The following is a 13,226-nucleotide window of genomic DNA, read 5'->3' on the forward strand; positions in this document are numbered from 1 at the left end:
GGCTCAGAACTTCAGCCCGGCCTCGCGGGCGGCGTCCGCCAGAGCGGCGATGCGCCCGGCGTACTTGTTGCCACCGCGGTCGAACACGACGGCCTCGATGCCCGCGGCCTTCGCCCGCTCGGCCACCAGGGCGCCGACCTGCTGCGCCTGGGCGCTCTTGTCGCCCTCGGCCGCCCGGATGGAGCTGTCCAGCGTCGACGCCGAGGCCAGGGTGTGGCCCGCGATGTCGTCGATGACCTGCGCCACCATGTGACGGTTGGACCGCGTCACCACGAGGCGGGGGCGGACCGGCGTACCGGAGACCCGCTTGCGGACGCGGATGTGACGCCGCTTGACGGCAGCGGCCTTGCGAGCGTTGCCCTTGGCAATCTTCACACCGTATGCCATGGCTTACTTACCAGCCTTTCCGACCTTGCGGCGGATGACCTCGCCCGCGTACTTCACGCCCTTGGCCTTGTACGGGTCGGGCTTGCGCAGCTTGCGGATGTTCGCGGCGACCTCGCCGACCTTCTGCTTGTCGATGCCCTCGACGCTCAGCTTGGTCGGGGACTCCACCTTGAAGGTGATGCCCTCCGGGGCCTCGACCAGGATCGGGTGGCTGTAGCCCAGGGAGAACTCCAGGTTGGAGCCCTTGGCCTGGACGCGGTAACCGACACCGCTGATCTCGAGCGCCTTGCTGTAGCCCTGGGTCACGCCGGTGATCATGTTCGCCACCAGCGTGCGCGACAGGCCGTGCAGGGCCTTGTTCTGACGCTCGTCGTTCGGGCGGGTGACAACGAGGGCGTTGTCCTCACCCTTGGCGACCTCGATCGGCGCGGCGACGGTGTGCGAGAGAGAGCCCTTGGGACCCTTCACGGCGACCGTGCGGCCATCGATGGTGACGTCCACACCAGCGGGAACCTGGATGGGCAGCTTGCCAATGCGCGACATGTGCTTCCTCCGTTCCCTGGTTACCAGACGTAGGCGAGGACTTCCCCACCCACGCCCTTCTTGCCGGCCTGCTTGTCGGTGAGGAGCCCGTGCGACGTGGAGATGATCGCCACGCCCAGGCCGCCGAGCACCTTCGGCAGGTTGGTGGACTTTGCGTAGACCCGCAGGCCCGGCTTCGAGATCCGCTTGATGCCGGCGATCGAGCGCTCGCGGTTCGGGCCGAACTTCAGCTCGAGGATGAGGCTCTTGCCGACCTCGGCGTCCTCGACCTTCCAGCCGGTGATGTAGCCCTCCTGCTGGAGGATCTCCGCGATATGCGACTTGATCTTGCTGTGGGGCATCACGACGGAGTCGTGGTACGCCGAGTTCGCGTTTCGCAGACGCGTCAGCATGTCTGCGATCGGATCGGTCATGGTCATGATGGCCTTCGGCCTCTCTCGCCGGGGTTTCCTGTATGCGCCATCCCTCTCACCCGCTCAGTGGCGGGCACGGGTGCGGCGCGGGGACCTACGGCGTAGTAAGGATTCTGGGCGGCGAGCGCCCAACCCTTCTACTCTACGCGAGCGGAAGGGCGGGCCTCGCCATCCATTTGCTTACCGAGAGCCCGGTATCAACCCGTAAGGGTCGATTACCAGGAGCTCTTGGTCACGCCCGGCAGCTCGCCGCGGTGAGCCATCTCACGGAGGCACACGCGGCACAGGCCGAACTTGCGGTACACGGAGTGCGGACGTCCGCAGCGCTGGCAGCGCGTGTACCCACGCACGCCGAACTTGGGCTTGCGGCCGGCCTTGGCAATGAGAGCCTTCTTCGCCACGGCTCACGCCTCCTTGAACGGGAAGCCGAGGTGACGCAGCAGGGCGCGGCCCTCGTCGTCGTTGGTCGCCGTGGTCACCACGGTGATGTCCATACCCCGGACGCGGTCGATCTTGTCCTGGTCGATCTCGTGGAACATGACCTGCTCCGTGAGACCGAAGGTGTAGTTGCCCCGGCCGTCGAACTGCTTCGGCGACAGACCGCGGAAGTCGCGGATGCGCGGAAGCGCGAGCGACACCAGACGGTCCAGGAACTCCCACATGCGGTCACCGCGGAGGGTGACGTGGGCGCCGATCGGCTGGCCCTCACGCAGCTTGAACTGCGCGATGGACTTACGGGCCTTGGTGACGGCGGGCTTCTGGCCGGTGATCGTGGCGAGGTCGCGGATGGCGCCCTCGATCAGCTTGGAGTCGCGGGCGGCGTCGCCCACACCCATGTTGACCACGACCTTGGTCAGACCCGGGATCTGCATGACGTTCTCGTAGGAGAACTGCTCCTGCAGCTTGCCCTGGATCTCTTCGCGGTAGCGCGCCTTGAGGCGCGGTGCAATGGTGGTGGCAGTCATCAGATGTCCTCACCGGTCCGCTTGGCAACGCGGATCTTGTTGCCCTCGTCGTCGAAGCGGTATCCGACGCGGGTGACGACCTTGTTTCCGTCCTTCTCCACCACGAGCTGCACATTGCTCACGTGGATCGGGGCCTCGGTCGTCACGATGCCGCCGGTCTTCGAACCACGAGCGGTCTGTCCGGCCTTGGTGTGCTTCTTGACCCGGTTGACACCCTCGACCAGGACCCGGTCCTCGCGCGGGAAGGCCGCGATGACCTTGCCCTGCTTGCCCTTGTCCTTACCGGTGATGACCTGGACCAGGTCGCCCTTCTTGATCTTCATCGGTTACAGCACCTCCGGCGCGAGCGAGATGATCTTCATGAACTTCTTCTCGCGCAGCTCACGGCCCACCGGGCCGAAGATACGGGTGCCGCGGGGGTCGCCATCGTTCTTGAGGATGACGGCCGCGTTCTCGTCGAAGCGGATGTACGAACCGTCCGGGCGGCGGCGCTCCTTCACGGTGCGCACGATGACCGCCTTGACGACGTCACCCTTCTTCACGTTGCCACCGGGGATCGCGTCCTTGACGGTGGCGACGATGACGTCACCAATGCCCGCGTAGCGGCGACCGGAGCCACCGAGAACACGGATGCAAAGGATCTCCTTCGCGCCCGTGTTGTCGGCGACGCGCAGTCGCGACTCCTGCTGGATCACGTCTATCTCCTGATCGTCTGCCGGTTCCCGGCGGGCCGTGCGCAAAACGTTTCGCGCACGGCCCGCCAAGCCTGGCGGAACTGTCCTGCGGGGGAATCCCCGCAGGAATTACTTGGCCTTCTCGAGGATCTCGACGACGCGCCAGCGCTTGGTCGCGGACAGCGGCCGGGTCTCCATCAGGAGGACGCGGTCGCCGACACCCGCGGCGTTCTGCTCGTCGTGCGCCTTGAGCTTGTTGGTACGGCGGATGACCTTGCCGTACAGCGCGTGCTTGACGCGGTCCTCGACTGCGACGACGACGGTCTTGTCCATCTTGTCGCTGACGACCAGACCCTCACGGGTCTTGCGGAAGCCGCGGTTCTGCGTTGCGTTCTCAGTCACATTCGTCTCGCTCATCAGGCGCTCTCCACCGTCTCGATGCCGAGCTCGCGCTCCCGCATCAGGGTGTAGATCCGGGCGATGTCCTTCCGGACGGCCTTCAGCCGGCCGTGGTTCTCGAGCTGTCCGGTCGCCGCCTGGAAGCGGAGGTTGAACAGCTCTTCCTTGGCCTCACGCAGCTTGCCAACGAGGTCCTCGTTGTTCAGCTCACGCAGCTCGGACGCCTTGGTACCGGCCGCCATCACGACTCACCTGCCTCGCGCCGAACGATCCGGCACTTCATCGGGAGCTTGTGAGCAGCGCGGGTGAGCGCCTCACGCGCAGTCTTCTCGTTCGGGTAGGACAGCTCGAACATCACCCGACCGGGCTTGACGTTCGCGATCCACCACTCCGGCGAGCCCTTACCGGAACCCATGCGGGTCTCAGCAGGCTTCTTCGTCAGCGGACGGTCCGGGTAGATGTTGATCCAGACCTTGCCGCCACGCTTGATGTGGCGGGTCATCGCGATACGAGCGGCCTCGATCTGACGGTTGGTGACGTACGCCGGGGTGACGGCCTGGATGCCGTACTCGCCGAACGCCAGCTCCGTACCGCCCTTGGCCATGCCGGACCGCTTGGGGTGGTGCTGCTTGCGGTGCTTGACCCTGCGAGGGATCAGCATGGGGTCAGCTCTCCTTTCCGGCTGCGCTGGGCTCGGCCGCCGCCGCGGCGGGCGCCTCGGCCTTGCCGGCCTCGGCGGCGGGCGCGGCGGACTGCTGCGGCTTACGGCCACGGCCACCGCGCTCGCCACCACGGCGCTGCGGGCGGTCGCTGCCACCACGCGACGGGCGGTTGCCGGCGCGGGCGGCGGCGTTCTCGGCGCGGACCTCGGCGATGTTCTTCACGTCGCCCTTGTAGATCCACACCTTGACGCCGATGCGGCCGAAGGTGGTCTTGGCCTCGAAGAAGCCGTAGTCGACGTTCGCGCGGAGCGTGTGCAGGGGCACGCGGCCCTCGCGGTAGAACTCCGAGCGGGACATCTCGGCGCCGCCGAGACGGCCACCACACTGGATCTTGATGCCCTTGGCACCGGCCTTCATCGAGCTCTGCATCGACTTGCGCATCGCACGACGGAAGGAGACGCGGGAGGAGAGCTGCTCGGCGACGGCCTGGGCCACCAGCTGAGCGTCCACCTCGGGGTTCTTCACCTCGAGGATGTTGAGCTGCACCTGCTTGCCGGTGAGCTTCTCCAGCTCGCCACGGATACGGTCGGCCTCCGCGCCGCGGCGGCCGATGACGATGCCCGGCCGGGCGGTGTGGATGTCGACGCGGACGCGGTCACGGGTGCGCTCGATCTCCACCTTGGAGATACCGGCGCGCTCCATGCCCTTCGTCATCATCCGGCGGATGGCGACGTCTTCCTTGACGTAGTCCTTGTACAGCTTGTCGGCGTACCAGCGCGACTTGAAGTCGGTGGTGATGCCGAGCCGGAACCCGTGCGGGTTTACCTTCTGGCCCATTACCGGGTTCCTTCCTTGCTGCTGACGACCACGGTGATGTGGCTGGTCCGCTTGCGGATCCGGTAGGCGCGGCCCTGGGCACGCGGACGGAACCGCTTCAGAGTCGGGCCCTCGTCGACGTATGCCTCGGAGATGACGAGGCTGTCGGCGTCGGTGTGGTCGTAGTTGTGCGCGGCGTTGGCGATGGCGCTGTCCAGCACCTTGCCGACCGGCACGCTCGCGGCCTGCGGGGCGAAACGCAGGACCGCCTGGGCCTCCGTGGCACTCATGCCACGGATGAGGTCCACCACGCGGCGGGCCTTCATGGGCGTGACGCGGATGTACCGCGCCTGGGCCCTGGCTTCCATGGTTGTCCCTTCGGTGTCTGTCATGAGTCTTTTCCGCTGATCAGCGACGACGCGACTTGCGGTCGTCCTTCTCATGGCCGCGGAAGGTGCGGGTCGGCGCGAACTCGCCGAGCTTGTGGCCGACCATCGACTCGGTGACGAACACCGGGACGTGCTTGCGGCCGTCGTGCACCGCGATCGTGTGGCCGAGCATGGCCGGGACGATCATCGAGCGGCGGGACCAGGTCTTGATGACGTTCTTGGTGCCTGCTTCGTTCTGCGTGTCCACCTTCTTGATCAGGTGGTCGTCGACGAAGGGCCCCTTCTTGAGACTGCGCGGCATCTAAACCCGCTCCTAGCGCTTCTTGTTCGTCTTGCGGCGGCGGACGATGTACTTGTTGCTGGCCTTCTTCGGCGAGCGCGTACGGCCCTCCTTCTGACCCCACGGCGAGACCGGGTGGCGACCACCGGAGGTCTTGCCCTCACCACCACCGTGCGGGTGGTCGACGGGGTTCATGACCACACCACGAACGGTCGGGCGGACGCCCTTCCAGCGCATGCGGCCGGCCTTGCCCCAGTTGATGTTCGACTGCTCGGCGTTGCCGACCTCGCCGACAGTGGCGCGGCAGCGGACGTCGACCAGGCGGATCTCACCGGACGGCATGCGGAGGTGGGCCATGGAGCCCTCCTTCGCCAGCAGCTGCACGGAGGCACCCGCGGAGCGGGCGAACTTCGCGCCGCCGCCGGGCCGCAGCTCGATGGCGTGGAGCGTGGTACCAACCGGGATGTTGCGCAGCGAGAGGTTGTTGCCGGGCTTGATGTCGGCGCCCGGGCCGTTCTCGATCCGGTCGCCCTGCGTCAGGCCGCGCGGCGCGAGGATGTAGCGCTTCTCGCCGTCGGCGTAGTGCAGCAGCGCGATGCGCGCGGTGCGGTTGGGGTCGTATTCGATGTGCGCGACCTTCGCCGGGACGCCGTCCTTGTCGTGACGGCGGAAGTCGATCACGCGGTACGCACGCTTGTGACCGCCACCCTGGTGGCGGACCGTGATGCGGCCGGCGTTGTTACGACCACCCTTGCTGTGCAGCGGGCGGACCAGCGACTTCTCCGGCGTGGACCGCGTGATCTCGACGAAGTCGGCGACGCTGGAGCCACGACGGCCCGGGGTCGTCGGCTTGTACTTGCGGATACCCATTTCTCAGTCCTCGGAAGATTCCGGACTTCTGGACGTTCCGACCCCCGTCAGGAGGTCGGGCCGCCGAAGATGTCGATGCGGTCGCCCTCGGCGAGGGTCACGATGGCGCGCTTGGTGTCCTTGCGCTTGCCGAAACCGGTGCGGGTGCGCTTGCGCTTGCCCTGGCGGTTGATCGTGTTGACCCCGGTGACCTTGACCGAGAAGACCGCCTCGACGGCCTGCTTGATCTGGGTCTTGTTCGCGCGCGGGTCGACGATGAACGTGTACTTGTTCTCGTCCAGCAGCGCGTAGCTCTTCTCCGAGACCACCGGCTTGACGAGGACGTCGCGGGGGTCGGTGAAGGTCTTGCTGGTGACAGCGGTCGCCTCACTCATCAGGCGGCGCTCCCTTCGGTCTTCTCAGCGGCCTTGGGACCAGCCACGAAGGACTCGAAGGCGGCCTTGGTGAAGACCACGTCGTCGGAGACGAGCACGTCGTACGTGTTCAGCTGGCCCGGCTCCAGGATGTGCACCTGGGGCAGGTTGCGGGCGGACAGCCACGCGGCCTCGTCGCTCCGCTCGGCGACCAGGAGCACGTTCTTGCGCTCACTGATCTTGCCCAGCAGGGCCTTCGCGGCCTTGGTGGAGATCTCACCGTCGACCACGCCGGTCACGACGTGAATGCGCTCGTGACGCGCCCGGTCGGAGAGGGCACCGCGCAGCGCGGCGGCCTTCATCTTCTTCGGGGTGCGCTGGCTGTAGTCGCGCGGCACGGGGCCGTGCACGACGCCACCGCCGGCGAACTGCGGCGCGCGGGTCGAACCCTGGCGCGCGCGGCCGGTGCCCTTCTGGCGGTACGGCTTCTTGCCACCGCCGCGGACCTCACCACGGGTCTTGGTCTTGTGCGTGCCCTGGCGGGCAGCGGCCAGCTGGGCGACGACGACCTGGTGGATCAGCGGAACGCTGACCTGCGCGTCGAAGATCTCCGCGGGGAGCTCGACGGACCCGGCCTTGTCGCCTGCCGGCGAAAGGATGTCAATGGTGCTCATCGGTTACCTCAGGCCCCCTTGGCCGCGGTACGGACCAGGACGAGGCCGCCGTTCGGACCAGGAACCGCTCCCTTGATCAGGAGCAGACCCTTCTCCGCGTCAACGGCGTGGACGGTCAGGTTCTGGGTGGTGACCCGCTCATTGCCCATGCGGCCGGCCATGCGCAGGCCCTTGAACACGCGGCCCGGGGTGGCGCAGCCACCGATGGAGCCCGGCGAGCGGTGCTTGCGCTGGGTGCCGTGGCCGGCGCCGAGGCCGCCGAAGCCGTGGCGCTTCATGACACCGGCGGTGCCCTTGCCCTTGCTGGTGCCGGTCACGTCGACCCTGACACCGGACTCGAACACCTCGGCCGTGACCTCCTGGCCGAGCGTGTACTCACCGGCGTCGGCGGTACGCAGCTCCACCAGGTGGCGGCGCGGGGTCACATCCGCCTTGGCGAAGTGGCCCTTGAGCGGCTTGTTCACCTTGCGCGGGTCGATCTCGCCGAAGGCGATCTGGACGGCGCTGTAGCCGTCCGCGTCATCGGTGCGGACCTGGGTCACGACGCAGGGACCGGCCTTGACGACGGTGACCGGGACGACGCGGTTGTTCTCGTCCCACACCTGCGTCATGCCGAGCTTCTCGCCCAGGACGCCCTTGATCTGCTTAGCCATCTCGCGCGTCACCTCAGAGCTTGATCTCGATGTCGACGCCGGCCGGCAGGTCGAGACGCATCAGCGAGTCAACCGTCTTCGGCGTGGGGTCGAGGATGTCGATGAGGCGCTTGTGCGTACGCATCTCGAAGTGCTCGCGCGAGTCCTTGTACTTGTGCGGCGACTTGATGACGCAGTACACGTTCTTCTCTGTGGGCAGCGGCACCGGGCCCGCGACCGACGCACCAGTCCGGGTCACCGTCTCGACGATCTTCTTCGCCGAGGAGTCGATGACCTCGTGGTCGTAAGCCTTGAGCCGGATGCGGATCTTCTGTCCCGCCATGGCTACTTCGTAGTCCTGTCTCTCGTAACGCTCTGGGACCCGATGGCGTTCGCGTCCTCCTCCACCTCACTCCCGACCCACGCGGTCGGGCGTGTCGCGCCCCTTCCCGTAAATCTCCGCACGGAGATCCCTGATGAAGGGGGTTGCTGGGGGAGAAAGTCACCCACCGGGCGCCTGGCTGGGGCCCCGCTGACGCTTCCCGGAAGATTCCCGTACTTCCGCCCCTGATCAGGGGCGACGAGTACTGTGGGACTCGCTTCCGGTCCTCCCGGCGGGAGGCGCGCAGCATCGGCACTCAACCGAGCAACCTGGCTAGTGTGCCATAGCGGCTGCTCCGGACGCCAATCAGGGGCCCGGAAGCGTACCCCTCACGGGGCACGCTTCAAACTCGGCGCGGACCGGAAGGCCGGGGCACAGTGTCACATGCGACTGTGCTACCCAATGTGCCCCCGCGCACAGCAGGGCACAAGCCCCAACCGGTCACCCTCCCCACACGTCTCTCCAGGGGAACACACGACACACTCGCACTCCGGGGCACCGACAGCTCACGCGCATGCGCACGCGGCCGATTCACCCGCCCCGCTGACACCCCCTGGAAGCGCCCCCATGACCTCCACCGCGCAGGCCCCCGGCCCATCCACCTCACCACCAGGACGACGGGGGCGCACCACCCGGAGCGCCCGCCTCCGGAACGTGGCGGTGGCACTGGCCGCCGGTGCGGCCCTGATCGCCGGGGTCGTGTTCGCGTTACGCGACGACGGCGACGACGGCACGGCCCGCGCCGCCCACGCGACACCTCCGCCGCCCGACGCCATCTCGGCCACCTCCAGGCCCCCTCGCCCGGGCTCTCCCACCACCGCGACCGGCGAGTTCGTCACCGCGAAGTCCTCCGGCGCGGTGATCGGCAAGGGAAGCGATCTCCGGCGGTTCAAGGTCATGGTGGAGAAGGGCACCGGCGCCGACGCGAAGCGGGCCGCGACAGAGATCTCGGCGATCCTCGCGGACAAGCGCGGCTGGACCAACGACGGCAAGCACTCCTTCCAGCTGGTCGCCGACGGCCCCTCCGACTTCGAGGTGAAGATCGCCACCCCGGACACGGTCGACAAGATCTGCGGCGCCGTGGGCCTGGACACCCATGGCGAGGTCAACTGCGACGCCGGCACCCAGATCATGGTCAACCTCAAGCGCTGGAACACCGGCTCACCGGAGTTCTCCGGCCCCATCAGCGGCTACCGGGCGCTGATCGTCAACCACGAGGTCGGCCACCGCATCGGCCACGGCCACGAGACCTGCCCGGGGAAGGGCAAGAGGGCGCCGGTGATGATGCAGCAGATATACGGCTTGAAGGGCTGTGTCGCGAACGAGTGGCCCTACGACGCGGAGAGCAGGTACATCGAGGGCCCGGCGGTCTCATAAGGCCGAACCGCCCAGCAGGCCAATCCGGTGACAGCCCCAACCCAGGGCCCCGCTCGCGCCCACGGCCGGAACCATCCGTGTCGCTAGCATGGCTGCGAGGTCTTCCCGTCGCCCGACGCGGCACGCCGCCCGAGAGAGGAGCGAGCGCCATGACGATCGCCCCGGATCACGCCGACCGTGACGCACTCCGCTACCAGTCCATGCGGGACATCGTCGAGCAGATGCAGGAGAGCGTTCCCGGAAAGCTGGAGATCACCAAGGAAGGGATCGTTCACGACATGATGTCGCCGGGGGGGCCACACGAGCTGACGGCGGCGCGTATCAGTCGTCGGCTGGAGAAGGTCATGCCGGACGGTCTGCTGGCCCATACCGGTACACCGGACGTCGAGGACCCGAACTCGGGCGTGCTGCGCCACCCCGACGTGATCGTGATCGCCGAGGCGGACATGGACGTCGAAGGGGCCCTCGACCCGCATACGCTCCTCGCCGCCATCGAGGTCGTGTCGCGGTCCAATCCGGACAATGACTGGGTGGGCAAGGCAAGGGATTATCCACAGCTCGGCATCCCCGTTTATGTGATCTTCGATCCCCGAACGGGCGAGGGCTCCGTACTGTCCGACATCCACCCCACCGCTCACGGTCCTCGCTACGCGACCCGAAAGGACTTCGTCTACGGGGAGGACATCACGATCGGCGAGTGGACCGTCTCGACCGAGAACCTGCCGCGCTACACATAGGCGAGCACCGCCCCCGGGAGGCACGGTGGTGCGGCGACCGAGCCCCGTGATCGCCGCCGTGGTCAACGATCCCCCCAACGACGCCTCCGCCGGGGCCTCGCGGCCGCCACCGCCTTCTGCCTCGGCAAGGAGGGCGCGGGCGGCTCCCTCGGCAAGGGGCCGGCGGTGATCATCGCGGTCATCGGCATCGGATAGTGAACCGCCGCACTGCTGATCGCCGACTGACGTAACCGAAAGGGCCGAACCCCCGGCGAGATGCGTCGGCCCCGTGGCGACGGTGTGCCCGATCTGTGACCGATACCTCCCGGCCATCGGACAACCTGTCAAGATCACCAACCGTCCCTTCACTCGGAGCAGCCGGAGACTACGCGCTGCCGAAGTGACAGGGTCACCAAATTGAACAGTCGATGGACATCGCGGGGGGCGCGGACCACCCGCAGGCAGACGCTCGCCGCGCTGGCGGCGCTCACCGCCGGGGGAGCCGTGGGGGTTGCCGGGGTCACCGGGATCGCCGGATGCGGGGCAGGACATTCGCGCGGCGCGGCGGCCGGGCCGACGCGGGCCAGTGAGCTCGGGGCCGCGGAGCCGTTCACCTCGACGGTGGGCGACAAGCGGGCGCTGCTGCTGCAGATCATGGCGCACCCCGACGACGATCTGTACTTCATGAACCCGGACGCCGAGCATGTGCTGCGCTCCGGAGTCCCGGTGGTGTGCGTGTACGTCACGGCCGGTGAGGCCCGGGGGATCAACCATCAGGCGGGGACGCCGGTCCCGCACGCCGACAAGGCCGCGTACTCCGCCTCCCGCCACCAGGGGCTGCGGCAGGCGTACGCGCAGATGATGGGGCTGAACCAGTTCGCGCCCTGGCAGCGGTCGGTGCTGCGGCTGCCAGGCGGGGTCACGGCGGAGACCAACACCCTGGCCAACGGCGCCCGCAGCGCCCGGCTGATCTTCCTCAACATCGCGATGCTGTCGGACGGCGGCGTACGGATCCCCGCGCTGTGGGACACCCCGGGCACCGTGATGCGCACCCTCCTGGCCACCGGCTCCCCAGTGGCGCACCCCAGTTCGTACGGCCATCGGACGCTGGTCGACGTGCTCGCCGGGATCATGGACCGCTATCGGCCCACGCTGATCCACACGCTGGACCCGGACCCCGACTTCCAGGTGCACGACGTGCTGCACCCCAAGGACAACGATCAGCCGGGCTGCTCGGACCACCGCGACCACACCCCGGTCGCGCTGTTCACCTGGAAGGCGATCGCCCAGTGGGTGGCCGCGTCCACACAGCGCGACAAGCACGCCCCGCGCTTCACCACCACCGCGTTCCGCGGCTACTACAACCAGCGCTGGCCGCACAATCTGCCGCCCGCGGTGCTCGCCCAGAAGGCGCGGGCGATCAAGTCCTACGGCGGTGCGCCGGACTGGGACTGCGGCAACGCGGCCGGCTGCGGCGACTACAGCCAGGGCGGGGTGCGCCCGCTGCGGAACCGCAAGGGCTGGATCCGCTCCACCCACTACCGCTACCCCACCTCGCTGCCCGCCCCCACCACCGACGCCCAGGGGCGGCTCGTGGCGTACTGCGTGCTCGGTGCCCAGGCCGTGCGGTGGCGCGAGACGGCGCCCGGCAGCGGGCGGTTCGGGGCTCCTCAGGGGCTCGGCGGGGGACCGCTCGCCCCGGCGCTCGCCGCGGTGCGGGACAGCGCGGGGCGGCAGGTGCTGTTCGCCCTGCGGTTCGCGGCGCTGGCCGGGCAGGGCGCGGGCGACCTCCGCGAGATCGTGGTGCTGGAGCAGCGCCGCCCGGACGGCCCGTTCCGCGCCTGGACCGGGCTCGGCACCCCCGAGACCGACCCCGAGCACGGCCGCCGGGTCGGCTGTCCGGCGGCGGTCGCCACCCCGGACGGCCAGGTGCACCTCTTCGTACGGACCGCGGACAAGAGCCTGGCCACCCGGGTACGGGACGCCGACGGCCGCTGGGGTCCCTGGCAGCGGCTCGGCGGCGCCGAGATCCAGGACGGGCTGACCGCGCTGCTGGACGCGGAGGGGCAGGTCCATGTCCTCGCCCCCGGCCGCGACACCGTCCACCACTGGGCCCAGGAGTGGGCCGGCGGCCCGGTCGCCCTGCGCCCGCCGTCCGGTCTGCCGCGCCCCGGCGGGGATCCGCTGGGCGCCGCGGTGGCGCCCGACGGCACGCTCGCGCTGATCTACCGCACCCCCACGGCCACCGTGCCCGCCGTCCACGGCGAAACCTCCCTCACCGTGCGGCACTTCGAGGGCTACGGAGCGATCGCCGCCCACACCGTGGCCGAACCGTCCGGCCGCCACGAGGCGAAGACGCTGCTCCTGGCCGGGCGCGACCTGGGCGGGGAGGTCCAGGTCCAGTACGGCACCAGCCCGGACGCCAAACCGCTGCGCTCCCCCGGCCATCTGACCCCGGTCGGCGCGCCGGCCCTCCTGGCGGACGACGGCCACCAGGGCGTCTGCGTGGTGGGCCTGTCCCCCGACGCCACCCCGTGGATCTGGCGCCCCCGTCCCACGAAACAGGCCTGACGGCCCGGCTTACCACCGGGTGAGGCGGAGCCGGGGGCACCGTCCGCGGCCCGCGTGATCCGGCCCCCGCCCCCCGGCGCCACATCCGGGTGGCGCCGGGTCTGCCCCGGCCGATTCGCGTTC

Annotated in this window: 21 protein-coding genes; 3 read left to right on the forward strand and 18 right to left on the reverse strand. The window is 68.8% G+C overall.

What is annotated here, in order from left to right:
- Positions 1–3: 3 nt before the first annotated feature.
- From rplR to rpsJ, 18 genes are all read right to left on the reverse strand, one after another.
- Complete coding sequence (rplR, locus tag ACMTAK_RS22255) at positions 4–387, reverse strand: 50S ribosomal protein L18 (protein ID WP_020869251.1); 384 nt, start codon at positions 385–387, stop codon at positions 4–6.
- Positions 388–390: 3 nt separating this feature from the next.
- Entirely contained in the window at positions 391–930 is a 540-nt protein-coding gene (gene rplF, locus ACMTAK_RS22260; protein ID WP_020869252.1) for a 50S ribosomal protein L6, read from the reverse strand.
- Between the two features lie 20 nt (positions 931–950).
- Positions 951–1,349 carry a 30S ribosomal protein S8 gene (rpsH, locus tag ACMTAK_RS22265; RefSeq protein WP_037952895.1) on the reverse strand — a complete coding sequence of 133 codons (399 nt, stop codon included), beginning with the start codon at positions 1,347–1,349 and terminating at the stop codon, positions 951–953.
- Positions 1,350–1,558: 209 nt separating this feature from the next.
- Positions 1,559–1,744: a type Z 30S ribosomal protein S14 gene (locus ACMTAK_RS22270; RefSeq protein WP_020869254.1), complete on the reverse strand. Its 186-nt coding sequence runs from the start codon at positions 1,742–1,744 to the stop codon at positions 1,559–1,561.
- Between the two features lie 3 nt (positions 1,745–1,747).
- The gene (gene rplE / locus ACMTAK_RS22275) at positions 1,748–2,308 is read right to left on the reverse strand and encodes a 50S ribosomal protein L5 (RefSeq protein WP_413807848.1); all 561 of its coding nucleotides are present in this window, start codon (positions 2,306–2,308) and stop codon (positions 1,748–1,750) included.
- Entirely contained in the window at positions 2,308–2,631 is a 324-nt protein-coding gene (gene rplX / locus ACMTAK_RS22280) for a 50S ribosomal protein L24 (protein ID WP_014054173.1), read from the reverse strand. The genes rplE and rplX overlap by 1 nt, the downstream gene beginning before the upstream one ends.
- Before the next feature lie 3 nt (positions 2,632–2,634).
- On the reverse strand, positions 2,635–3,003 hold the full coding sequence (gene rplN / locus ACMTAK_RS22285) for a 50S ribosomal protein L14 (protein ID WP_003998823.1): 369 nt from the start codon (positions 3,001–3,003) through the stop codon (positions 2,635–2,637).
- A 108-nt stretch (positions 3,004–3,111) separates the two neighbouring features.
- A complete protein-coding gene (rpsQ, locus tag ACMTAK_RS22290) occupies positions 3,112–3,399 on the reverse strand; it encodes a 30S ribosomal protein S17 (protein WP_014054172.1) in 288 nt (95 codons plus the stop codon).
- Positions 3,399–3,623 (reverse strand): 50S ribosomal protein L29, encoded by a 225-nt coding sequence (rpmC, locus tag ACMTAK_RS22295; RefSeq protein WP_009715874.1) that lies wholly within the window; start codon positions 3,621–3,623, stop codon positions 3,399–3,401. Before rpmC ends, rpsQ begins: the two co-directional genes overlap by 1 nt.
- Complete coding sequence (rplP, locus tag ACMTAK_RS22300; RefSeq protein ID WP_014178774.1) at positions 3,623–4,042, reverse strand: 50S ribosomal protein L16; 420 nt, start codon at positions 4,040–4,042, stop codon at positions 3,623–3,625. The genes rpmC and rplP overlap by 1 nt, the downstream gene beginning before the upstream one ends.
- Positions 4,043–4,046: 4 nt before the next feature.
- Entirely contained in the window at positions 4,047–4,880 is an 834-nt protein-coding gene (rpsC, locus tag ACMTAK_RS22305) for a 30S ribosomal protein S3 (protein ID WP_413807849.1), read from the reverse strand.
- On the reverse strand, positions 4,880–5,227 hold the full coding sequence (gene rplV, locus ACMTAK_RS22310) for a 50S ribosomal protein L22 (RefSeq protein WP_014054168.1): 348 nt from the start codon (positions 5,225–5,227) through the stop codon (positions 4,880–4,882). The genes rpsC and rplV overlap by 1 nt, the downstream gene beginning before the upstream one ends.
- Positions 5,228–5,267: 40 nt before the next feature.
- On the reverse strand, positions 5,268–5,549 hold the full coding sequence (gene rpsS, locus ACMTAK_RS22315) for a 30S ribosomal protein S19 (RefSeq protein WP_020869258.1): 282 nt from the start codon (positions 5,547–5,549) through the stop codon (positions 5,268–5,270).
- A gap of 12 nt (positions 5,550–5,561) precedes the next feature.
- A complete protein-coding gene (gene rplB, locus ACMTAK_RS22320) occupies positions 5,562–6,398 on the reverse strand; it encodes a 50S ribosomal protein L2 (RefSeq protein ID WP_059148971.1) in 837 nt (278 codons plus the stop codon).
- 47 nt (positions 6,399–6,445) lie between these two features.
- Positions 6,446–6,772, reverse strand: coding sequence for a 50S ribosomal protein L23 (gene rplW / locus ACMTAK_RS22325; protein ID WP_413807850.1), 327 nt, complete (start codon positions 6,770–6,772; stop codon positions 6,446–6,448).
- Positions 6,772–7,425 carry a 50S ribosomal protein L4 gene (rplD, locus tag ACMTAK_RS22330; protein WP_037952891.1) on the reverse strand — a complete coding sequence of 218 codons (654 nt, stop codon included), beginning with the start codon at positions 7,423–7,425 and terminating at the stop codon, positions 6,772–6,774. Before rplD ends, rplW begins: the two co-directional genes overlap by 1 nt.
- Positions 7,426–7,433: 8 nt before the next feature.
- Positions 7,434–8,078 (reverse strand): 50S ribosomal protein L3, encoded by a 645-nt coding sequence (rplC, locus tag ACMTAK_RS22335; protein WP_413807851.1) that lies wholly within the window; start codon positions 8,076–8,078, stop codon positions 7,434–7,436.
- A gap of 13 nt (positions 8,079–8,091) precedes the next feature.
- Positions 8,092–8,400 (reverse strand): 30S ribosomal protein S10, encoded by a 309-nt coding sequence (gene rpsJ / locus ACMTAK_RS22340; protein ID WP_003948644.1) that lies wholly within the window; start codon positions 8,398–8,400, stop codon positions 8,092–8,094.
- A 606-nt stretch (positions 8,401–9,006) separates the two neighbouring features.
- Between rpsJ and ACMTAK_RS22345 the strand changes: the two genes are divergently transcribed.
- The 3 genes from ACMTAK_RS22345 to ACMTAK_RS22355 all read left to right on the forward strand — a co-directional run bounded on the left by ACMTAK_RS22345 (position 9,007) and on the right by ACMTAK_RS22355 (position 13,103).
- Positions 9,007–9,816, forward strand: coding sequence for a DUF3152 domain-containing protein (locus ACMTAK_RS22345; protein ID WP_413807852.1), 810 nt, complete (start codon positions 9,007–9,009; stop codon positions 9,814–9,816).
- A 149-nt stretch (positions 9,817–9,965) separates the two neighbouring features.
- Positions 9,966–10,553 (forward strand): Uma2 family endonuclease, encoded by a 588-nt coding sequence (locus ACMTAK_RS22350; protein WP_413807853.1) that lies wholly within the window; start codon positions 9,966–9,968, stop codon positions 10,551–10,553.
- A gap of 396 nt (positions 10,554–10,949) precedes the next feature.
- Positions 10,950–13,103: a PIG-L family deacetylase gene (locus ACMTAK_RS22355; RefSeq protein WP_413807854.1), complete on the forward strand. Its 2,154-nt coding sequence runs from the start codon at positions 10,950–10,952 to the stop codon at positions 13,101–13,103.
- The last annotated feature ends 123 nt before the right edge of the window (positions 13,104–13,226 follow it).

Origin of the sequence: Streptomyces lacaronensis, assembly GCF_047337785.1 — a bacterium.
GTDB classification, from domain to species: domain Bacteria; phylum Actinomycetota; class Actinomycetes; order Streptomycetales; family Streptomycetaceae; genus Streptomyces; species Streptomyces lycopersici.